The 20,774-nt window shown below is 59.2% G+C and carries 15 protein-coding genes and 1 riboswitch; of the genes, 11 read left to right on the top strand and 4 right to left on the bottom strand.

The features are described from left to right. The first annotated feature begins 90 nt into the window (after positions 1–90). The 8 genes from G0034_RS15390 to yegS all read left to right on the top strand — a co-directional run bounded on the left by G0034_RS15390 (position 91) and on the right by yegS (position 13,706). A complete protein-coding gene (locus G0034_RS15390) occupies positions 91–1,293 on the top strand; it encodes an MdtA/MuxA family multidrug efflux RND transporter periplasmic adaptor subunit (RefSeq protein WP_047027437.1) in 1,203 nt (400 codons plus the stop codon). After that, positions 1,293–4,415 (top strand): MdtB/MuxB family multidrug efflux RND transporter permease subunit, encoded by a 3,123-nt coding sequence (locus tag G0034_RS15395; protein ID WP_179121072.1) that lies wholly within the window; start codon positions 1,293–1,295, stop codon positions 4,413–4,415. Before G0034_RS15390 ends, G0034_RS15395 begins: the two co-directional genes overlap by 1 nt. Beyond that, positions 4,416–7,493: a multidrug efflux RND transporter permease subunit MdtC gene (gene mdtC, locus G0034_RS15400; protein ID WP_117581226.1), complete on the top strand. Its 3,078-nt coding sequence runs from the start codon at positions 4,416–4,418 to the stop codon at positions 7,491–7,493. It abuts the gene before it with no gap. Continuing rightward, positions 7,494–8,909 carry an MFS transporter gene (locus tag G0034_RS15405; RefSeq protein WP_179121073.1) on the top strand — a complete coding sequence of 472 codons (1,416 nt, stop codon included), beginning with the start codon at positions 7,494–7,496 and terminating at the stop codon, positions 8,907–8,909. Continuing rightward, positions 8,906–10,309, top strand: a complete 1,404-nt coding sequence (gene baeS, locus G0034_RS15410; protein ID WP_023330891.1) for an envelope stress sensor histidine kinase BaeS — start codon at positions 8,906–8,908, stop codon at positions 10,307–10,309. The genes G0034_RS15405 and baeS overlap by 4 nt, the downstream gene beginning before the upstream one ends. Further along, positions 10,306–11,028 (top strand): envelope stress response regulator BaeR, encoded by a 723-nt coding sequence (gene baeR, locus G0034_RS15415; protein WP_014884522.1) that lies wholly within the window; start codon positions 10,306–10,308, stop codon positions 11,026–11,028. The genes baeS and baeR overlap by 4 nt, the downstream gene beginning before the upstream one ends. Before the next feature lie 168 nt (positions 11,029–11,196). Beyond that, positions 11,197–12,558, top strand: coding sequence for a prephenate-dependent tRNA uridine(34) hydroxylase TrhP (trhP, locus tag G0034_RS15420; protein WP_008500866.1), 1,362 nt, complete (start codon positions 11,197–11,199; stop codon positions 12,556–12,558). A 248-nt stretch (positions 12,559–12,806) separates the two neighbouring features. Then, positions 12,807–13,706: a lipid kinase YegS gene (gene yegS / locus G0034_RS15425; protein WP_023330892.1), complete on the top strand. Its 900-nt coding sequence runs from the start codon at positions 12,807–12,809 to the stop codon at positions 13,704–13,706. Between the two features lie 53 nt (positions 13,707–13,759). Here yegS and fbaB read toward each other — a convergent pair whose 3' ends face one another. After that, positions 13,760–14,812 (bottom strand): class I fructose-bisphosphate aldolase, encoded by a 1,053-nt coding sequence (fbaB, locus tag G0034_RS15430; protein ID WP_014170857.1) that lies wholly within the window; start codon positions 14,810–14,812, stop codon positions 13,760–13,762. A 250-nt stretch (positions 14,813–15,062) separates the two neighbouring features. On the opposite strand from fbaB, the gene G0034_RS15435 reads away from it, so the two are divergent. The 3 genes from G0034_RS15435 to G0034_RS15445 are packed head-to-tail and all read left to right on the top strand — an operon-like array spanning position 15,063 to position 18,291. Continuing rightward, on the top strand, positions 15,063–16,340 hold the full coding sequence (locus tag G0034_RS15435) for a nucleoside permease (protein WP_014884524.1): 1,278 nt from the start codon (positions 15,063–15,065) through the stop codon (positions 16,338–16,340). Beyond that, on the top strand, positions 16,337–17,341 hold the full coding sequence (locus tag G0034_RS15440; protein WP_179121074.1) for an ADP-ribosylglycohydrolase family protein: 1,005 nt from the start codon (positions 16,337–16,339) through the stop codon (positions 17,339–17,341). The genes G0034_RS15435 and G0034_RS15440 overlap by 4 nt, the downstream gene beginning before the upstream one ends. Beyond that, entirely contained in the window at positions 17,338–18,291 is a 954-nt protein-coding gene (locus tag G0034_RS15445) for a PfkB family carbohydrate kinase (RefSeq protein ID WP_111969856.1), read from the top strand. Before G0034_RS15440 ends, G0034_RS15445 begins: the two co-directional genes overlap by 4 nt. Here G0034_RS15445 and G0034_RS15450 read toward each other — a convergent pair. The 3 genes from G0034_RS15450 to thiM are packed head-to-tail and all read right to left on the bottom strand — an operon-like array spanning position 18,265 to position 20,621. Continuing rightward, on the bottom strand, positions 18,265–19,011 hold the full coding sequence (locus tag G0034_RS15450; protein WP_179121075.1) for a GntR family transcriptional regulator: 747 nt from the start codon (positions 19,009–19,011) through the stop codon (positions 18,265–18,267). The two genes, G0034_RS15445 and G0034_RS15450, sit on opposite strands and share 27 nt — an antisense overlap. Before the next feature lie 42 nt (positions 19,012–19,053). Next, on the bottom strand, positions 19,054–19,854 hold the full coding sequence (gene thiD / locus G0034_RS15455) for a bifunctional hydroxymethylpyrimidine kinase/phosphomethylpyrimidine kinase (protein WP_023337531.1): 801 nt from the start codon (positions 19,852–19,854) through the stop codon (positions 19,054–19,056). Next, the gene (gene thiM / locus G0034_RS15460) at positions 19,851–20,621 is read right to left on the bottom strand and encodes a hydroxyethylthiazole kinase (RefSeq protein ID WP_179121076.1); all 771 of its coding nucleotides are present in this window, start codon (positions 20,619–20,621) and stop codon (positions 19,851–19,853) included. The genes thiD and thiM overlap by 4 nt, the downstream gene beginning before the upstream one ends. Before the next feature lie 35 nt (positions 20,622–20,656). After that, a riboswitch (TPP riboswitch) is annotated at positions 20,657–20,753 on the bottom strand. Positions 20,754–20,774 lie beyond the last annotated feature (21 nt).

A 20,774-nucleotide genomic window follows, 5' to 3' on the forward strand; every position in this document is an offset into this window, starting at 1 on the left:
CAGTCTTCCATATTTCCTCCATTTTTCCGCTGTGTTGCCTGACTAAACTAGTATCATTCCCCGAAGTATTCAGGATGAGAACGTATAACGATGAAAGGCCGTAATAAATCCCGCTGGGCAATCGCCGCTGGCATCATTGTGGTGGCACTTGCCGCCGCCTGGTACTGGCACAGCCAATCCGCAAACTCTGGCGCACCCGCCGGTGCCAACAGCGCATCACAGCGCCCGGCAGGTGGCGGCCGTCACGGTATGCGAGGCGGTGCGCTGGCGCCGGTTCAGGCAGCTACGGCGGTGAGTAAAGCCGTTCCGCGTTATCTGACGGGGCTCGGAACCATTACCGCCGCTAACACCGCCACGGTGCGTAGCCGCGTCGATGGCCAGCTCATTGCAATCCACTTCCAGGAAGGTCAGCAGGTTAAGGCCGGTGACTTACTGGCAGAGATCGACCCAAGCCAGTTTAAGGTGGCCCTCGCCCAGGCGCAGGGACAGCTCGCGAAAGACAAAGCCACCCTTGCCAACGCCCGGCGTGATTTAGCGCGCTATCAGCAGCTGGTAAAAACCAATCTGGTCTCCCGCCAGGAGCTGGACACACAGCAGTCGCTGGTTAGCGAAACGCAGGGCACCATCAAAGCCGACGAAGCCGCCGTGGCCAGCGCCCAGTTACAGCTCGACTGGAGCCGCATCACCGCACCGATTGACGGGCGGGTTGGTCTGAAGCAGGTCGATATCGGCAACCAAATCTCCAGCGGAGATACCACGGGCATCGTGGTGATCACTCAGACTCACCCGATTGATTTAGTCTTTACCCTGCCGGAAAGCGACATTGCGACGGTCATTCAGGCGCAAAAAGCCGGGAAAGGCCTGGTGGTGGAAGCCTGGGACCGCACCAATAAACAGAAGCTCAGCGAAGGAACCCTGCTCAGCCTGGATAACCAGATCGACACCACGACCGGCACCATTAAGCTGAAGGCGCGCTTTAACAACCAGGACGATGCCCTCTTCCCGAACCAGTTCGTCAACGCGCGAATGCTGGTCGCGACCGAAGAGAACGCGGTGGTGATCCCCACCGCCGCGCTGCAGATGGGTAACGAAGGCAACTTTGTCTGGGTACTGAACAGTGAAAACAAAGTCAGTAAGCATCTGGTGAAAACCGGGATTCAGGACAGTCAGACGGTGGTAATCAGCGCCGGGCTTTCCGCTGGCGACCGCGTGGTCACCGACGGTATCGACCGTCTGACCGAAGGGGCGAAAGTGGAAGTGGTTGAACCTGCGAAACAGGGAGCGGCCTCCTGATGCAGGTTATGCCTCCCGTCGCTACAGGTGGGCCGTCACGCCTGTTTATCCTCCGTCCTGTCGCCACCACGCTGCTGATGGTGGCGATCCTGCTGGCCGGGATTATCGGCTACCGCTTCCTGCCCGTCTCGGCGCTGCCGGAAGTGGATTACCCCACCATTCAGGTGGTGACGCTTTATCCCGGCGCCAGCCCGGACGTGGTGACGTCCGCCATCACCGCCCCGCTGGAGCGCCAGTTTGGGCAGATGTCGGGCCTGAAGCAGATGTCCTCCCAAAGCTCCGGCGGGGCCTCTGTCGTGACGCTACAGTTCCAGCTGACGCTGTCGCTGGATGTCGCCGAGCAGGAAGTTCAGGCCGCCATCAATGCGGCCACCAACCTGCTGCCGTCGGACCTGCCTAACCCGCCGGTCTACAGCAAAGTAAACCCGGCGGATCCGCCGATCATGACGCTTGCCGTCACCTCCTCCGCCATGCCAATGACGCAGGTGGAAGACATGGTCGAGACCCGCGTGGCGCAAAAGATTTCTCAGGTCTCCGGCGTCGGTCTCGTCACGCTGGCGGGCGGGCAGCGCCCGGCGGTGCGCGTTAAGCTTAATGCGCAGGCGATTGCCGCACTGGGGCTGACCAGTGAAACCATCCGCACCGCCATCAGCAGCGCCAACGTTAATTCGGCAAAAGGCTCGCTGGACGGCCCAACCCGCGCCGTCACGCTCTCTGCCAACGATCAGATGCAGTCCGCGGATGAATACCGTCAGCTGATTATTGCTTACCAGAACGGCGCCCCGGTGCGTCTGGGCGATGTGGCGACGGTGGAGCAAGGGGCGGAGAATAGCTGGCTTGGCGCATGGGCGAACAAGCAGCAGGCGATCGTAATGAACGTCCAGCGCCAGCCGGGCGCCAACATCATCGAAACCGCCGACAGCATTCGCACCATGCTGCCGCAGCTGATCGAAAGCCTGCCGAAGTCGGTCAGCGTGAAGGTGCTTTCCGACCGCACCACGAACATTCGCGCGTCGGTCACCGACACTCAGTTCGAACTGATGCTGGCGATTGCCCTGGTCGTGATGATTATCTACCTGTTCCTGCGCAACGTCCCGGCAACCATTATTCCCACCGTCGCCGTGCCGCTCTCGCTGGTTGGCACGTTTGCGGTGATGGTGTTCCTCGATTTTTCAATCAACAACCTGACGCTAATGGCGCTCACCATCGCCACCGGCTTCGTGGTGGACGACGCCATCGTGGTTATCGAGAACATCTCGCGCTATATCGAGAAAGGCGAAAAACCGCTGGCGGCGGCGCTGAAAGGGGCGGGTGAGATCGGCTTTACCATTATCTCGCTGACCTTCTCGCTGATTGCCGTGCTGATCCCGCTGCTGTTTATGGGCGATATCATCGGGCGACTGTTCCGCGAGTTTGCCGTCACGCTGGCGGTGGCCATTTTGATCTCCGCCGTGGTGTCATTGACCCTGACGCCGATGATGTGCGCCCGCATGCTGAGCCACGCGTCCCTGCGTAAGCAAAACCGCTTCTCGCGCGCCTCCGAGCGGATGTTCGAACGGATCATTGCGGCGTATGGTCGCGTGCTGGCCAAAGTGCTGAACCATCCATGGGCCACGCTCGGCGTGGCGCTTGGCACGCTGGCGCTCAGCGTGATGCTGTGGATTTTTATCCCGAAAGGCTTCTTCCCGATTCAGGACAACGGCATTATTCAGGGAACCCTGCAGGCGCCGCAGTCGGTCTCCTTCGCCAATATGGCGCAGCGTCAGCAGCAGGTGTCTGAGATCGTCATGAAAGACCCGGCGGTAGAGAGCCTGACGTCCTACGTTGGCGTCGACGGCACCAACCCGTCGCTGAACAGCGCCCGTCTGCAGATCAACCTCAAACCGCTGGATGAGCGTGACGATCGCGTCAATGCCGTTATTGAACGGCTGCAAAGCGCCGTCGCTCGCGTCCCGGGCGTGGAGCTTTATCTGCAACCGATACAGGATTTGACCATTGATACCCAGGTCAGCCGCACGCAGTACCAGTTTACGCTGCAGGCCACCACGCTGGATGCCCTCAGCACCTGGGTGCCGCAGCTGGTCGATAAGCTAAAAACCCTGCCGCAACTTAACGATGTAAGCAGCGACTGGCAGGACAAAGGGCTGGCCGCCTATGTGAACGTCAACCGCGACACGGCAAGCCGTCTCGGCATTACCATGGCGGACGTGGATAACGCCCTGTATAACGCGTTTGGGCAGCGACTGATCTCCACCATCTACACCCAGGCGAATCAATACCGCGTGGTACTGGAGCACAACACGGAAAATACACCCGGTCTGGCCGGGCTGGATTCGGTGCGCCTGACCAGCAAAGACGGGGGGATTGTGCCGTTAAGCGCTATCGCCACGGTGGAAGAGCGCTATACCCCGCTGTCGATTAACCACCTGGATCAGTTCCCGTCCACCACGATTTCCTTCAACGTGTCGGACAATTATTCGCTCGGCGAAGCGGTGGAGGCGATCCAGGCGGCTGAAAAAGCGCTCAGCTTCCCGTCCGATATTCAGACCCAGTTCCAGGGCAGCACGCTGGCGTTCCAGGCCGCACTGGGCAACACCCTCTGGCTGATTGTCGCCGCCGTCGTGGCAATGTACATCGTGCTCGGCGTGCTGTACGAAAGCTTTATCCACCCGATCACCATCCTCTCTACCCTGCCGACGGCAGGCGTGGGGGCGCTGCTGGCATTAATGCTGGCGGGCAGCGAGCTGGACGTGATTGCCATTATCGGCATCATCCTGTTAATTGGGATCGTGAAGAAAAACGCCATCATGATGATCGACTTTGCGCTGGCCGCCGAACGTGAGCAGGGCATGTCGCCGCGTGAGGCTATCTTCCAGGCTTGTCTGCTGCGTTTTCGTCCGATCCTGATGACCACGCTGGCGGCCCTGCTTGGCGCACTGCCGCTGATGCTCAGCACCGGTGTCGGCGCGGAGCTGCGCCGCCCGCTGGGAATAGGCATGGTCGGCGGTCTGCTGGTGAGCCAGGTATTGACCCTGTTCACCACACCGGTGATTTATCTGCTGTTTGACCGTCTGGCGCTGTGGACGAAAAGCCGCTTCCCGAAACGTGAAGAGGAGGCGTAAGTGAAGTTTTTCGCCCTCTTCATTTATCGCCCGGTGGCGACAATATTAATCTCGCTCGCCATCACCCTCTGCGGCGTGCTCGGTTTCCGGCTACTGCCGGTGGCCCCCCTGCCGCAGGTGGATTTCCCGGTGATCATGGTCAGCGCCTCGCTGCCGGGCGCCTCACCGGAAACCATGGCGTCATCCGTCGCCACGCCGCTGGAGCGCTCGCTCGGGCGGATTGCAGGGGTCAACGAGATGACCTCCAGCAGTTCACTCGGCAGTACGCGCATCATTCTGGAGTTCAGCTTCGACCGGGATATTAACGGCGCAGCGCGCGACGTGCAGGCCGCCATCAACGCCGCGCAAAGCCTGCTGCCGAGCGGGATGCCGAGCCGCCCGACCTACCGCAAGGCCAACCCGTCCGATGCGCCGATCATGATCCTGACGCTGACCTCCGATACCTATTCTCAGGGGCAGCTTTACGACTTTGCGTCCACCCAACTGGCGCAGACGATCTCACAGATTAACGGCGTCGGTGACGTGAGCGTCGGCGGCAGCTCCCTGCCCGCCGTGCGCGTGGGATTAAACCCGCAGGCGCTGTTCAATCAGGGCGTGTCGCTGGACGATGTGCGATCCGCCATCAGCAACGCCAACGTGCGCAAACCGCAAGGGGCGGTTGAGGACAGCAGCCACCGCTGGCAGATCCACACCAACGACGAGCTGAAAACTGCAGCTGAATATCAGCCGTTGATTATTCACTACAACAACGGCGCGGCGGTACGCTTAAGCGATGTCGCCAGCGTGACGGACTCCGTGCAGGACGTACGCAACGCCGGGATGACCAACGCCAAACCGGCTATCCTGCTGATGATTCGCAAGCTGCCGGAAGCGAACATTATTGAGACGGTGAACAGCATTCGCGCCCGCCTCCCGGAGCTGCAGGAGACTATCCCGGCCGCGATCGATCTGCAAATTGCCCAGGATCGTTCCCCGACCATTCGCGCCTCGCTTGAGGAGGTGGAGCAGACGCTGGTGATCTCCGTCGCGCTGGTGATCCTGGTGGTATTCCTGTTCCTGCGCTCCGGTCGGGCGACGCTGATCCCGGCGGTGGCCGTGCCGGTGTCGCTTATTGGCACCTTTGCCGCCATGTACCTGTGCGGGTTTAGCCTCAATAACCTGTCGCTGATGGCCCTGACCATTGCGACGGGTTTTGTGGTGGATGACGCTATCGTGGTGCTGGAGAACATTTCCCGCCATCTGGAAGCGGGCGTGAAGCCGCTTCAGGCCGCGCTGCAGGGGACGCGCGAGGTGGGCTTTACGGTGCTCTCCATGAGCCTGTCCCTGGTGGCGGTGTTCCTGCCGCTACTGCTGATGGGCGGCCTGCCGGGTCGGCTGTTGCGGGAGTTTGCCGTCACGCTTTCGGTCGCCATCGGCATCTCGCTGCTGATTTCGCTGACGCTCACGCCGATGATGTGCGGGTGGATGCTCAAGCGCAGCAAGCCGCACTCCCAGCCGCGTCGCAAAGGCTTTGGCCGTTTCCTGATGGCGATGCAGGAAGGCTATGGCAAATCGCTGAAGTGGGTGCTCAACCATACCCGGCTTGTCGGCCTGGTGCTCATCGGCACCATTGTGCTCAACGTCTGGATGTATATCACCATCCCGAAAACCTTCTTCCCGGAGCAAGATACCGGCGTGCTGATGGGCGGCATTCAGGCGGACCAGAGCATTTCGTTCCAGGCGATGCGCGGCAAGCTGCAGGACTTTATGAAGATCATTCGTGAAGACAACGCCGTGGATAACGTCACCGGCTTTACCGGCGGATCGCGCGTCAACAGCGGGATGATGTTTATCACCCTCAAACCGCGCAGCGAGCGCAATGAAACCGCCCAGCAGGTGATCGACCGCCTGCGGGTCAAGCTCGCCAAAGAGCCGGGTGCCAACCTGTTTTTGATGGCCGTTCAGGATATCCGCGTCGGCGGGCGTCAGGCTAACGCCAGCTATCAGTACACGCTGCTCTCGGATGATTTGGCCGCCCTGCGCGAGTGGGAACCGAAGATCCGCAAGGCGCTGGCCGCCCTGCCGGATCTGGCGGACGTGAACTCCGATCAGCAGGACAACGGCGCCGAGATGGCCCTGACCTACGACCGCGAAACCATGTCGCGGCTGGGCATCAACGTTGAGGCCGCCAACAGCCTGCTAAACAACGCCTTCGGCCAGCGCGAGATCTCGACCATCTACCAGCCGATGAACCAGTACAAGGTGGTGATGGAGGTGGATCCGCGTTATACACAGGACATCAGCGCCCTGGACAAAATGTTTGTGATTAACAACGATGGAAAGGCGATACCGCTCTCCTACTTTGCCAGCTGGCAGCCAGCCAACGCGCCGCTGTCGGTAAACCACCAGGGGCTGTCAGCGGCGTCGACCATCTCCTTCAACCTCCCCGCCGGTTCGTCGCTTTCCGAAGCCAGCGATGCGATCAACCGTGCGATGACGCAGCTCGGCGTGCCGTCCACCGTGCGCGGCAGTTTTGCCGGCACCGCGCAGGTGTTCCAGGAGACGATGAACTCGCAGGTGATTTTGATTCTGGCCGCCATCGCCACGGTCTACATTGTGCTGGGTATCCTGTATGAGAGCTACGTTCACCCGCTGACTATTCTCTCGACGCTACCCTCCGCGGGCGTGGGGGCACTGCTGGCGCTTGAGCTGTTTGGTGCGCCATTCAGCCTTATCGCGCTCATCGGGATCATGCTATTGATCGGTATCGTGAAGAAAAACGCGATTATGATGGTCGACTTCGCGCTGGACGCCCAGCGTAATGGCAATCTCTCCCCGGAAGAGGCGATCTTCCAGGCGTGCCTGCTGCGTTTTCGTCCGATCATGATGACCACCCTGGCGGCACTGTTTGGTGCGTTGCCGCTGGTTGTCTCGGGCGGCGACGGGTCTGAACTGCGCCAGCCGCTGGGGATCACCATTGTCGGCGGCCTGGTGATGAGCCAGCTGCTGACGCTGTACACCACGCCGGTGGTCTATCTTTTCTTCGACCGCCTGCGGCTGCGTTTTTCGCGTAAAAACAGATCCACGGTGACCGAGTAAATGACCGACCTCCCCGCTAACGTTCGCTGGCAGTTATGGATAGTCGCCTTCGGCTTCTTTATGCAGTCGCTGGACACGACCATCGTCAACACCGCCCTCCCCTCCATGGCGAAAAGCCTGGGGGAGAGCCCGCTGCATATGCATATGGTGATTGTCGCCTACGTGCTGACGGTTGCCGTCATGCTGCCTGCCAGCGGCTGGCTGGCGGACAAAGTGGGCGTGCGAAATATCTTCTTTACCGCCATCGTGCTGTTCACCACCGGCTCGCTGTTTTGCGCTCAGGCCAGTACCCTCGACCAGCTGGTCATGGCGCGCGTGCTGCAGGGTGTTGGCGGGGCGATGATGGTGCCCGTCGGGCGGTTAACGGTGATGAAGATTGTCCCGCGCGAGCAGTACATGGCGGCGATGACCTTTGTCACCCTGCCCGGCCAGGTGGGGCCGCTGCTGGGCCCGGCGCTGGGCGGGATGCTGGTGGAGTACGCCTCGTGGCACTGGATTTTCTTAATCAACCTGCCGGTAGGCATCATCGGCGCGATTGCCACCCTGGCGCTGATGCCGAACTACACAATGCAGACGCGTCGCTTCGATTTCTTCGGTTTCATTCTGCTGGCAGCGGGCATGGCCACGCTCACCCTCGCGCTCGACGGACAAAAGGGGCTGGGGATCTCTTCCCTCATGCTCGGTGTTCTGGTCGCCCTCGGCATCACCGCGATTCTGTGGTACCTGTGGCATGCCAGAGGAAACGATCGGGCCTTGTTCAGCCTGAATTTGTTTAAAAACCCGACCTACCGTCTGGGACTGCTGGGAAGTTTTGCCGGACGTATTGGCAGCGGCATGTTGCCGTTCATGACCCCCGTTTTTCTGCAAATCGGGATGGGATTTTCACCGTTTCACGCGGGCCTGATGATGATCCCGATGGTGCTCGGCAGCATGGGCATGAAGCGCATCGTAGTGCAGGTGGTGAACCGTTTTGGCTATCGTCACGTGCTGGTGGCCGCCACGCTGGGGCTGGCGCTGGTGAGCCTGCTGTTCATGGCCGTGGCGTTAATGGGCTGGTTCTACATTCTGCCGCTGGTCCTGTTCTGCCAGGGAATCATCAACTCCATGCGTTTCTCGTCGATGAATACCCTGACGCTGAAAGATCTGCCGGACGAACTGGCGAGCAGCGGCAACAGCCTGCTGTCGATGATCATGCAGCTCTCCATGAGCGTGGGGGTGACGATCGCCGGACTGCTGCTCGGCATGTACGGCCAGCACCATCTCAGCGTCGATACGCCGGTGGCGCATCAGATCTTTTTATATACGTATTTCAGCATGGCGGTCATCATCGCCCTGCCCGCATTCATCTTCGCCAGAGTGCCGGATGATACCAGCAAGAACGTCGTGATTAGGCGCGGCAAAAGGAGTGGCTCATGAAATTCTGGCGACCGGGGATCACCGGCAAGCTCTTTGTGGCGATCTTCGCCACCTGTATCGTCCTGCTGATCACCATGCACTGGGCCGTGCGGGTCAGCTTTGAGCGAGGTTTTATTGATTACATTAAGCACGGCAACGAGCAGCGTCTGCAGGGCTTAAGCGATGCGCTGGGCGAGCAGTACGCCCAGCACGGCAACTGGCGTTTTCTGCGCAACAATGACCGATTTATTTTCCAGATCCTGCGCTCGCTGGAGCACGATACCGGGGACGATCGTCCCGGCCCGGGCATGCCGCCGCACGGCTGGCGCACCCAGTTTTGGGTCATTGACCAGGAGATGCGCACGCTGGTTGGCCCGCGCGCGCCGATTCCGCCTGACGGTACCCGGCGGGCGATTAAGGTCAATAACGCCACCGTCGGCTGGGTTATCGCCTCCCCGGTGGAGCGCCTGACGCGCAATACCGACATCAACTTTGACCGCCAGCAGCGCCGGACCAGTTGGCTGATTGTCGCCCTCTCCACCCTGCTCGCCGCGCTCGCCACCTTCCCGCTGGCGCGCGGTCTGCTCGCCCCGGTAAAGCGGCTGGTGGAAGGGACGCACAAGCTGGCCGCCGGGGATTTCACCACCCGCGTCGATACCCGTAGCCAGGACGAACTCGGCCGGCTGGCGCAGGACTTTAACCAGCTCGCCAGCACGCTGGAGAAAAACCAGCAGATGCGACGTGACTTTATGGCCGATATTTCTCACGAACTGCGCACGCCGCTGGCGGTCCTGCGCGGCGAGCTGGAAGCCATTCAGGACGGCGTGCGTCAGTTTACGCCTGAATCGGTGGCCTCTTTGCAGGCGGAAGTGGGCACACTCACCAAGCTGGTGGATGACCTCCACCAGCTCTCTATGTCCGACGAAGGTGCACTGGCCTACCAGAAGGCGCCGGTTGATGTGATTAACGTGCTTGAAGTTGCCAGCGGCGCCTTCCGGGAACGGTTTGCCAGCCGCAACCTGAAGATCGATCTCTCCCTGCCGGACAGCGCGGTGGTGTTTGGCGACAAAGACCGTCTGATGCAGCTCTTCAATAATCTGCTGGAAAACAGCCTGCGCTATACCGACAGCGGCGGCGGGCTGCATATCTCCGGCAGACAAGAAAACGGGCGCTTTGCCCTCACCTTCGCCGATTCCGCTCCAGGGGTGCAGGATGCACAGCTGGACAAGCTGTTCGAACGTTTTTACCGGACCGAAGGCTCCCGCAACCGCGCCAGCGGCGGATCCGGCCTGGGGCTGGCGATTTGCGTTAACATCGTCGAGGCGCATAATGGGACGATCCGCGCCGCCCATTCGCCTTTTGGCGGGGTTAGCATTACAGTAGAGTTACCTCTGGAACGGGATTTATCGAGAGAAGCATGACCGAGTTACCGATTGACGAAAACACGCCACGTATTTTGATTGTCGAAGACGAACCCAAGCTGGGGCAACTGCTGATCGACTATTTACGCGCGGCCAGCTATGCCCCGTCACTGATAAGCCACGGCGACCAGGTATTGGCGTACGTGCGCCAGACGCCGCCGGACCTGATCCTGCTGGACCTGATGCTACCGGGTACCGATGGCCTGACCCTGTGCCGGGAAATTCGTCGCTTCTCCGACGTGCCGATCGTCATGGTCACCGCCAAAATTGAAGAGATTGACCGCCTGCTGGGGCTCGAAATCGGCGCGGACGATTACATCTGCAAGCCCTACAGCCCGCGTGAAGTGGTCGCCCGGGTGAAAACCATTCTGCGCCGCTGCAAACCGCAGCGCGAACTGCAGGTGCTGGATGCACAAAGCCCGCTGATTGTCGACGAAAGCCGTTTCCAGGCAAGCTGGCGCAGTAAGCTGCTGGACCTGACGCCTGCCGAATTCCGCCTGCTGAAAACCCTCTCTCATGAGCCCGGGAAGGTATTTTCCCGAGAACAGCTGCTGAACCATCTGTACGATGATTACCGCGTGGTGACTGACCGCACCATCGACAGCCACATCAAAAACCTGCGCCGCAAGCTGGAGGCGCTGGACGCCGAGCAGTCGTTTATCCGCGCGGTGTATGGCGTGGGGTACCGCTGGGAAGCGGATGCGTGCAGGATAGCCTAGTCCGCCGCGGGTCAACGTAAGCCGGGTAAGGCGAAGCCGCCACCCGGCACAATCACTTTACCTCCCTGCCCCTCAGCGCTACAATGCCCGCCCTTAAAGTGGGGGATCTCCCCTTACCGCTGCACCTGGTGCATGCGGATCTGACCTGTCATCAGAACGAGAACAAACATGTTTAAACCGGAACTCCTTTCCCCGGCGGGAACGCTGCAAAATATGCGTTACGCTTTCGCCTATGGTGCCGACGCCGTTTACGCGGGCCAGCCTCGCTACTCGCTGCGCGTGCGTAACAACGAATTCAACCACGAGAACCTGCAGCTCGGCATCAACGAAGCGCACGCCCTTGGCAAAAAATTCTACGTGGTGGTCAACATCGCGCCGCACAACGCCAAGCTGAAGACGTTCATCCGTGACCTGAAGCCGGTGGTGGATATGGGGCCGGACGCGCTGATCATGTCGGACCCGGGTTTAATCATGCTGGTTCGGGAGAACTTCCCGGAGATGGATATTCACCTATCGGTACAGGCTAACGCCGTCAACTGGGCGACGGTGAAGTTCTGGAAGCAGATGGGGCTGACCCGCGTTATCCTGTCTCGCGAATTGTCCCTTGAAGAGATCGAAGAGATCCGCACTCAGGTGCCGGATATGGAAATCGAAATCTTCGTTCACGGCGCGCTGTGCATGGCCTACTCCGGCCGCTGCCTGCTTTCCGGCTATATCAACAAGCGCGACCCGAACCAGGGTACCTGCACCAACGCCTGCCGCTGGGAATACAACGTCCAGGAAGGCAAAGAGGACGACATCGGCAACATCGTCCACAAACATGAGCCGATCCCGGTGACCAACGTTGAGCCGACGCTGGGCATCGGCGCACCAACCGACAGCGTGTTTATGATTGAAGAAGCCAAACGTCCGGGCGAGTACATGACCGCCTTTGAAGACGAACACGGCACCTACATCATGAACTCGAAAGATCTGCGCGCTATCGCCCACGTTGAGCGCCTGACCCAGATGGGTGTGCACTCCCTGAAGATCGAAGGCCGCACCAAATCCTACTACTACTGCGCGCGTACCGCGCAGGTCTACCGCAAAGCCATCGACGATGCGGCAGCCGGTAAACCGTTCGATACCAGCCTGCTGGAAACCCTGGAGGGTCTGGCGCACCGCGGCTATACCGAAGGCTTCCTGCGTCGTCACACTCACGATGACTACCAGAACTATGAGCACGGCTACTCGGTTTCCGAGCGTCAGCAGTTTGTCGGTGACTTCACCGGCGAGCGTAAGGGCGCACTGGCGGCCGTGGCGGTGAAAAATAAGTTCACCAAAGGCGACAGCCTGGAGCTGATGACCCCGCAGGGCAATATGAACTTCACGCTGGAGCATCTGGAAAACGGTAAAGGCGAAGCGATTGAGGTTGCCCCGGGTGACGGTCATACCGTCTGGCTGCCGGTTCCGGAAGAGGTGGAGCTGAAATTCGCGCTGCTGATGCGTAATTTCAACGGTGAAAGCACCCGAAACCCACACGGTAAATAGTTAATCAGGGGAATTTTTTCACGGTGGGATAATTCTTAGAATCGGATCACATACCGCTTCGTTCAATACGGGTATTATCCCCCCGCTGAAAAACATAACCCATAAATGCTAGCTGTACCAGGAACCACCTCCTTAGCCTGCGTAATCTCCCTTACGCGGGCTTATTTTTTGCCTTTCATCCTGTTCTTACCCGCTTTTTGCCGCTCTGCTATACACTCTTACTAACGCTAAAAAAGGGAGCAGCGCGGATGGCAACCTATCCAGACAGTTTATTGATTCTCAATGGCAAAAGTGCAGGCAACGATCTGTTGCGTCAGGCAATTCAGGGGTTGCGTGACGATGGCGCACGTATCCACGTGCGGGTAACCTGGGAAAAGGGCGACGCGGCACGCTATATCCATGAAGGCTTAACGTTAGGCGTCAGCACTATTATTTCCGGCGGCGGCGACGGCACCATCAATGAGATCGCCTCTGCGCTTATCGACCTTCCCCCGGCTGACCGCCCGGTGATGGGCATCTTACCGCTCGGCACCGCCAATGATTTCGCCACCAGCGCCGGGATCCCGGAAGATTTAGAGAAAGCACTCCAGCTGGCCATCCTTGGCAAAGCCACCGCGGTGGATATTGCCCAGGTGAATGACAAAACCTGCTTTATTAATATGGCGACGGGCGGATTTGGCACGCGCATCACCAGCGAAACGCCGGAAAAGCTGAAGGCGGCGCTGGGCGGCGTGTCTTATCTGATCCACGGTCTGATGCGCATGGATACCCTTAAGCCAGACCGCTGCGAAATTCATGGCGAGGATTTTCACTGGCAGGGAGATGCGCTGGTGATTGGGATTGGCAATGGCCGTCAGGCAGGCGGCGGACAGCAGCTCTGCCCAGAGGCGCTGATCAATGACGGTCAGCTCCAGCTACGTATTTTCACAGGTGACGGCCTGCTGCCCGCGCTGTTTACCACGCTGACGCAGCCCGAAGAGAGCCCGAATATTATTGCCGGGAAATCGGCATGGTTTGAGGTGAATGCCCCGCACGGGATGACCTTTAATCTCGACGGCGAACCGCTGAGCGGGACGCAGTTCCGCATTGAGGTATTGCCCGGCGCGCTGCAGTGCAGATTGCCGCCGGACTGTGTGCTTTTGCGCTGATTGTATTGCCGGGTGGCGGCTACGCCTTACCCGGCCTACGTTTCGTCCTCAGATCAGGCAATCGTTACTTTGCTGTCCAGATAGACGTCCTGAACCGCATTGATCAGCTTCACGCCGTCGGCCATCGATTTCTTAAACGCCTTACGGCCCAGGATCAGCCCCATGCCGCCCGCGCGTTTGTTAATAACCGCTGTACGCACCGCATCTGACAGGTCAGTGTCGCCCCCTGCAGCCCCGCCGGAGTTGATCAGCCCCGCGCGGCCCATATAGCAGTTCGCCAGCTGGTAGCGCACCAGGTCGATTGGGTTTTCGCTGGTCAGCTTGCTGTAGACGCGATCGTCGGTATAGCCGAAGTTGACCGCTTTATAGCCACCGTTATTCTCGGCCATTTTCTGCTTCACAATATCCGCGCCGATGGTCGCGGCCAGATGGTTCGCCTGCCCGGTCAGGTCAGCGGAGACGTGGTAATCTACCCCGTCTTTTTTGAACGCTGAGTTACGCAGGTACGCCCACAGCACGGTGACCATACCCAGCTCGTGCGCACGCTCAAACGCCGCAGAGATCTCTTCAATCTGACGGCGGGACTGTTCAGAGCCAAAGTAAATCGTCGCGCCAACGGCCACCGCCCCCATATTGAACGCCTGCTCGACGCTGGCGTAGAGGGTCTGGTCATATTCGGTTGGGTAGCTGAGGGTTTCGTTGTGGTTCAACTTCACGAGGAACGGAATGCGGTGGGCATAGCGACGCGAGACGGAGGCCAGCACGCCGTAGGTGGACGCCACGCAGTTACAGCCCGCTTCTATCGCCAGTTCAACGATGTTCTTCGGATCGAAATAGAGCGGATTCGCGGCAAAGGAGGCACCCGCCGAGTGTTCAACGCCCTGGTCTACCGGCAGAATAGAGAGATAGCCGGTGCCACCCAGTCGTCCGGTGTTATAGAGCGTTTGCATATTTCGCAGAACCGCTGGCGGACGGTTGTTATCCACCATCACCCGGTCAACATAGTCATGACCAGGCAGGTAAAGCTGGTCGGCTGGAATGGTCATACAACGATGCTGTAAAAGGCTGTCGGCGTCTTTGCCAAGCAACTGCGCAATATCAGTCATGTGATACTCCCGTAAATCCGACATCGTGTCGGTGTGTGTTTATCCCGTCCCATTTTTTATGGGCAGACTAAGCCTGGTACCGACTTAACCGATTTTCCACCCTTTGCATTTTTTTTCAGCACAATCTGCTGGCTCGATTCGTGTACAACAAAACTGTTACATTGATCAAACAATCGCCACAAAGGTATTTAAAAGGTATTATTGAGTGGTATGTTAAAGGCGTACCCTCACTGACATGCAGGATTAAAAAATGAAAACGAAAGTCCAACTGTCATTCATGATGTTCGTTGAATGGTTTATCTGGGGCGCCTGGTTTGTGCCATTGTGGCTGTGGCTGAGTAAAAGCGGGTTTACCGCCGGGGAAATCGGCTGGTCTTATGCCTGTACCGCCATTGCCGCTATTCTCTCGCCTATTCTGGTCGGCTCGCTGACGGACCGCTTCTTCGCCGCCCAGAAAGTGCTGGCGGTACTGATGTTTGCCGGTGCCATTCTGATGTACTTCGCCGCGCAGCAAACCCAGTTCAGCACCTTCTTCCCGCTGCTGCTGGCTTACTCCCTGACCTATATGCCCACCATCGCACTGACCAACAGTATCGCCTTCGCCAACGTGGGCGATGTCGAGGCCGATTTCCCGCGCATCCGCGTGATGGGAACGATCGGCTGGATCGCCTCCGGGCTGGCGTGCGGATTCCTGCCGCAAATGCTGGGCTATAGCGACATCTCGGATACCAATATTCCGCTGCTGATGACGGCAGCCAGCTCCGCCCTGCTCGGTGTCTTTGCCCTGTTCCTGCCAGACACGCCGCCGAAGAGTACCGGCAAGCTGGATTTCAAAGTGATGCTGGGTCTGGATGCCCTTATCCTGCTGCGTGATAAAAACTTTCTGGTGTTCTTCTTCTGCTCATTTTTATTCGCCATGCCGCTGGCCTTCTATTACATCTTCGCCAACGGCTATCTCACCGAAGTGGGAATGAAAAACGCCACCGGCTGGATGACGCTCGGTCAGTTCTCCGAAATCTTCTTTATGCTGGCCCTGCCGTTCTTCACCAAACGCTTTGGTATTAAGAAGGTCTTACTGCTGGGTCTGATTACGGCCGCCATTCGCTATGGATTCTTCGTTTACGGCGGCGCGGAACAGTACTTCACCTATGCCCTGCTGTTCCTCGGTATTCTGCTGCATGGCGTGAGCTACGACTTCTACTACGTCACCGCCTATATCTACGTGGATAAAAAAGCGCCGGCGCATATGCGCACCGCCGCGCAAGGCCTGATTACGCTGTGCTGTCAGGGTTTTGGTAGCCTGCTGGGTTACCGCCTGGGCGGCGTGATGATGGAAAAAATGTTCGCCTACAAAGAGCCGGTGAATGGGCTGACCTTCAACTGGGCCGGAATGTGGACATTTGGTGGGATCATGATTGCCGTGATCGCCGTGCTGTTTATGCTGTTTTTCCGCGAATCGGACAAAGAGATCACTGCAATTGAGGTGGTTGATGGCGATGCCGCGCTGACACAAGGGGAAGTTAAATGAAGCAAAACCGTATTCTCGGTGCCCTTTACGGGCAGGCATTAGGCGATGCGATGGGCATGCCGTCAGAGCTGTGGCCGAGAAAGCGCGTTAAGGCGCACTTCGGCTGGATCGACCGCTTTTTACCCGGCCCGGCAGAGAATAATGCAGCCTGTTATTTCAGGCAGGCCGAGTTCACCGATGATACCTCGATGGCGCTGTGTCTGGCGGATGCGATTATCGAATGCGACGGACAGATTGATGCGGAGGTTATCGGCAAACATATCCTGAACTGGGCGCTCGATTTCGACGCGTTTAATAAGAACGTACTCGGCCCGACATCGAAAATCGCGCTAAACGCGATCCGTGACGGTAAACCGGTCAGTGAACTGGAAAACAACGGCGTGACCAACGGGGCGGCGATGCGAGCCTCCCCGCTGGGCTGCCTGCTCCCGGCCACGCGTCTGGAACATTTTGTGGAGCAGGTGGCACTGGCCTCCAGCCCGACCCATAAATCGGATCTTGCCATCGCCGGTGCGGTGGTGATTGCCTGGGCGGTTTCCCGCGCCATCGACGGGGAACGCTGGCAGAACATCGTCGATGCCCTGCCGGGTATCGCCCGCTATGCGCAGGAGGCGAAAACGACCACCTTCAGTGCATCGCTGGCAGCGCGTATTGAGCTGGCGCTTAAGACAGTGCGGGAAGCTAACGGCATCGACTCCGCCAGCGAGCAGATTTATCAGCTCACGGGCGCGGGAACCAGCACCATTGAATCCGTTCCGGCGGCCATTGCGATGGTGGAACTGGCGGGAACCGACCCGAACCGCTGCGCGGTCCTGTGTGCCAACCTGGGCGGCGACACCGACACCATTGGCGCGATGGCAACGGCCATCTGCGGGGCGTTGCATGGCGTGCAGGCGATTGATCCGGCGCTCAAGGCCGAGCTCGACGCCGTCAACCAGCTCGATTTCGGCCACTATTGCGAAAAACTGCTGCACTACCGGGAGCAAAGGGAGGGCGTATGAACTCGTTTGCCCGACGTCTCGAAACCTTGTATGCCACACGCCCGGTGACGGTGCTGGGCGCGGCGGTGATTGACGTCATCGCCGACGCCTACGCCCTGCCCTGGCGCGGGTGCGATATCGAACTTAAACAGCAGGGTGTGAATATCGGCGGCTGCGCGCTGAACATTGCCATCGCTCTGAAACGACTCGGCATTGCGGCACAAAACGCCCTTCCCGTCGGCCACGGCGTGTGGGCGGATATTATCCGCAACGCGATGGCAAAACAGGATCTGCACAGCGCCGTGGAGGCCGAAACCGGCGACAACGGCTGGTGCCTGGCGCTGGTAGAGCCTGACGGCGAGCGCACCTTTATGTCGTTTAGCGGGGTGGAGAACCAGTGGCAGCCGGGCTGGCTTGATACGCTGTCTGTACCATCACACAGCCTGGTTTATTTGTCCGGATATCAGCTGGCCTCACCGTGCGGCGAGCTGCTGACGAGCTGGCTGGAAGGGTTACATGAGGTGACGGCCTTGATCGATTTCGGCCCGCGCATCGGGGATATTCCCGCCCCCCTTATGGCGCGGATTATGGCCTGCAGGCCGATCGTGTCGCTTAATCGTCAGGAAGCAGAAATTGCGGCAGAAAGACTGGGGGTGAAGCCTGAAAACCTCGGCGTGGAATGGCAGCGGCGTTTCGGCGCCGCGCTGATTGTCCGTCATGATAAAGACGGCGCAGCCTGGTATGACGGCGATGCTTCAGGCGTTGTTCCGGCGTTTCCGGCCACGGTCGTGGATACCATTGGCGCAGGCGACAGCCATGCGGGCGGCACGCTCGCCGGGCTGGCGGCAGGATGGTCACTGGCAGATGCCATTCTGTTGGGGAATGCCGTGGCGTCCTGGGTGGTCAGCCACCGCGGCGGTGATTGCGCCCCCACTCGCGAGGAACTACTCCTCGCACACAAAGACGTATAGATCGCTACGACAGTAGCTGATGCTGTACTCAATCGGCCGGTGTTGCTGGTCAAGCGCAACCTGCTTGATCACCAGCACCGGTATTTTTTCGTCCATCTTGATGTGCGCCTGAAACTCGCTGTCCGGCATACGGGCGCTCACCCGTGAACGGGTACGCTGCGGGAAAATATTCTGACTGCGGAAGTAATCGTACAGCGAAATACCAATCGCATCCGGATCGGGAATTAACCCGACCGGCACCCAGGACTCTTCAATCGACACCGCGTCGTCGTCAACATAGCGAATGCGTTTCAGCATGAACACCTCGCTTTCAGGCTCAAGCGACAGCTGGCTGGCCACCTCTTCCGGGCATTTTACCACCCGTTTATTGACCCACAGCGTGTTGGGCGTTTTACCGCGCAGCACCACCTGCTGAGAAAAACCGCGCGCCTCTTTCAGCGAATATTCGAAGATGTTGTGGATTTGCGTTCCGTAACCCCGGGCGCGCGTTACAACGCCCTCGGCTTCCAGCGCCTGCATCGCTTTGCGCACGGTGATGCGCGACACGCCGGTTAACTGGCTGAGATCGCGTTCGCCGGGCAGAATATTCCCGTGCTCCAGCCCCCCGCTGCGCACCGCGTTTTTTACCGTTTCGGCAAATTTCAGGTACAGCGGTGTGTTATCGGCCGCGGCGATCCGTTCATTCAGTTGAGCGATTAATCGGGTATGCGCTTGTTCCATCTCTGTTTTCTCAGACGTGGTGTTTCCTGCCAGTATACTGGCTTACCACCATGCATGAAAATGATGAACCGGCCCAATACCGTGACCGACTTCCAGAGTATCGGCTTTTGCCAGCGCCGCCGAGAGCCAGGTCTTCGCTTCGCGTACCGTATCGGCCCAATTGTCATGCCGTGGACGCAGCGCCGCCAGCGCGGCAGAGAGCGTACAGCCCGTGCCGTGGGTATTTTTTGTCTGTACGCGCGGGGCGGTAAAACGCACTTCTCCGTCGCGGGTAAAGAGCCAGTCAGGGCTTTCAGCATCATCGAGGTGCCCACCTTTCATCAGCACCGCGCCACACCCCATCGCCAGCAGCGCGTTTCCCTGCGCTTTCATTTCACGTTCAGTTTGCGCATGCGATGTGCCTAACAGCGCGGCGGCCTCCGGCAGATTAGGGGTAATGAGCGCCACCTGCGGCAGCAATTTCTGGCGCAACGTCTCAACCGCGGAAGCGGAAAGCAGAGGATCGCCACTTTTTGCCAGCATCACGGTGTCCAGCACCACGTTTTGCACCTGATAACGCTTCAGTCGTTCTGCCACCGCTTCAACAATGTCCGTTTCGGCCAGCATGCCGATTTTGGTGGTATCAATGCGCACGTCGCTGAACACCGAATCAAGCTGCGCGGCAACAAAATCCGGTTCGATTCGGTAAACCGACTGCACGCCGCGCGTATTTTGCGCCACCAGCGCGGTAATCACTGAACAGCCGTACGCGCCGAGGGCCGAGAAGGTTTTCAGGTCAGCCTGGATACCCGCGCCGCCGCTGGGGTCGGTACCGGCAATGGTCAGGGCGTTAATCCGTTTCATGCCTGCTCCTCCAGCGTATAAAGCGCATCAAGGAACGCGCTGGCAAAACTGCCTGGCCCGCGAGCGTGCGTAACGGCAATCGTTCCGGCACGCTTCATCCATCCGCAGGCGGCGGCAACGTTATCCAGCCTGTCGCCCGGCAGCGAACAGCAGGCCGCGACGACGGCGGAGAGCGCACAGCCCGTACCCACTACGCGGGTCATCAGCGGGTCGCCGCCCGCAACCGTTCGGGTGCGCTGTCCGTCAGTGATGTAATCTATTTCCCCCGTCACCGCCACAATGGTATTAGTCTGACGGGCCAGCGCCTGTGCAGCTGGCACCGCGCTGACCGCGGTATCGGTGGTATCAACGCCGCGCCCACCGGCGCTCATTCCGGCAAGGGCAAGGATTTCGGAGGCATTGCCGCGAATGGCGGCCGGTTTAAGGGCAAGAATTTGGTGGCAAAAGCGGGTGCGGAACGTCAGCGCGCCCACGGCCACCGGGTCCAGCGTCCAGGGCTTTCCTGCCGCCACCGCGCTTTCAATCGCCCGACGCATCGACTGGGCGCGTGGCGAGGTCAACGTGCCGACGTTTATCAGCAGGGCATCGGCAATCCCGGCAAACTGTTCAGCTTCTTCGGCCTCAATCACCATCGCAGGGGATGCGCCAAGCGCCAGCAACACGTTAGCCGTGAAGGTCTGTACGACATCGTTGGTCATGCAATGGGTAAGCGGAGAACGGATACGGAAATGATGTAAAACGTGTAAATCGAGCAGGTCAGGCTGCATGGGTTCGCTCCTGCCTTGCGTGAAGAAGCGATGACCGGTGAGGCATCTGACTTCCCTACGCTGGCATTATCCAGATCAGGTAATACGGGTATTTCTCAGCCTTCACAAAGAAGGGCACCCCGAGTCAAAATACTTTTGAAACAATGAGTTAAT

The organism is Enterobacter sp. T2, from assembly GCF_010692925.1.
Lineage (GTDB): Bacteria > Pseudomonadota > Gammaproteobacteria > Enterobacterales > Enterobacteriaceae > Enterobacter > Enterobacter kobei.

Coding starts and splice junctions, on each gene's coding strand:
- trhP (WP_008500866.1), top strand. CDS start 11,197: ATGTTTAAACCGGAACTCCTTTCCCCGGCGGGAACGCTGCAAAATATG.
- G0034_RS15390 (WP_047027437.1), top strand. CDS start 91: ATGAAAGGCCGTAATAAATCCCGCTGGGCAATCGCCGCTGGCATCATT.
- yegS (WP_023330892.1), top strand. CDS start 12,807: ATGGCAACCTATCCAGACAGTTTATTGATTCTCAATGGCAAAAGTGCA.
- thiD (WP_023337531.1), bottom strand. CDS start 19,854: ATGAAACGGATTAACGCCCTGACCATTGCCGGTACCGACCCCAGCGGC.
- G0034_RS15435 (WP_014884524.1), top strand. CDS start 15,063: ATGAAAACGAAAGTCCAACTGTCATTCATGATGTTCGTTGAATGGTTT.
- G0034_RS15440 (WP_179121074.1), top strand. CDS start 16,337: ATGAAGCAAAACCGTATTCTCGGTGCCCTTTACGGGCAGGCATTAGGC.
- fbaB (WP_014170857.1), bottom strand. CDS start 14,812: ATGACTGATATTGCGCAGTTGCTTGGCAAAGACGCCGACAGCCTTTTA.
- G0034_RS15395 (WP_179121072.1), top strand. CDS start 1,293: ATGCAGGTTATGCCTCCCGTCGCTACAGGTGGGCCGTCACGCCTGTTT.
- G0034_RS15405 (WP_179121073.1), top strand. CDS start 7,494: ATGACCGACCTCCCCGCTAACGTTCGCTGGCAGTTATGGATAGTCGCC.
- baeS (WP_023330891.1), top strand. CDS start 8,906: ATGAAATTCTGGCGACCGGGGATCACCGGCAAGCTCTTTGTGGCGATC.
- baeR (WP_014884522.1), top strand. CDS start 10,306: ATGACCGAGTTACCGATTGACGAAAACACGCCACGTATTTTGATTGTC.
- G0034_RS15450 (WP_179121075.1), bottom strand. CDS start 19,011: ATGGAACAAGCGCATACCCGATTAATCGCTCAACTGAATGAACGGATC.
- G0034_RS15445 (WP_111969856.1), top strand. CDS start 17,338: ATGAACTCGTTTGCCCGACGTCTCGAAACCTTGTATGCCACACGCCCG.
- thiM (WP_179121076.1), bottom strand. CDS start 20,621: ATGCAGCCTGACCTGCTCGATTTACACGTTTTACATCATTTCCGTATC.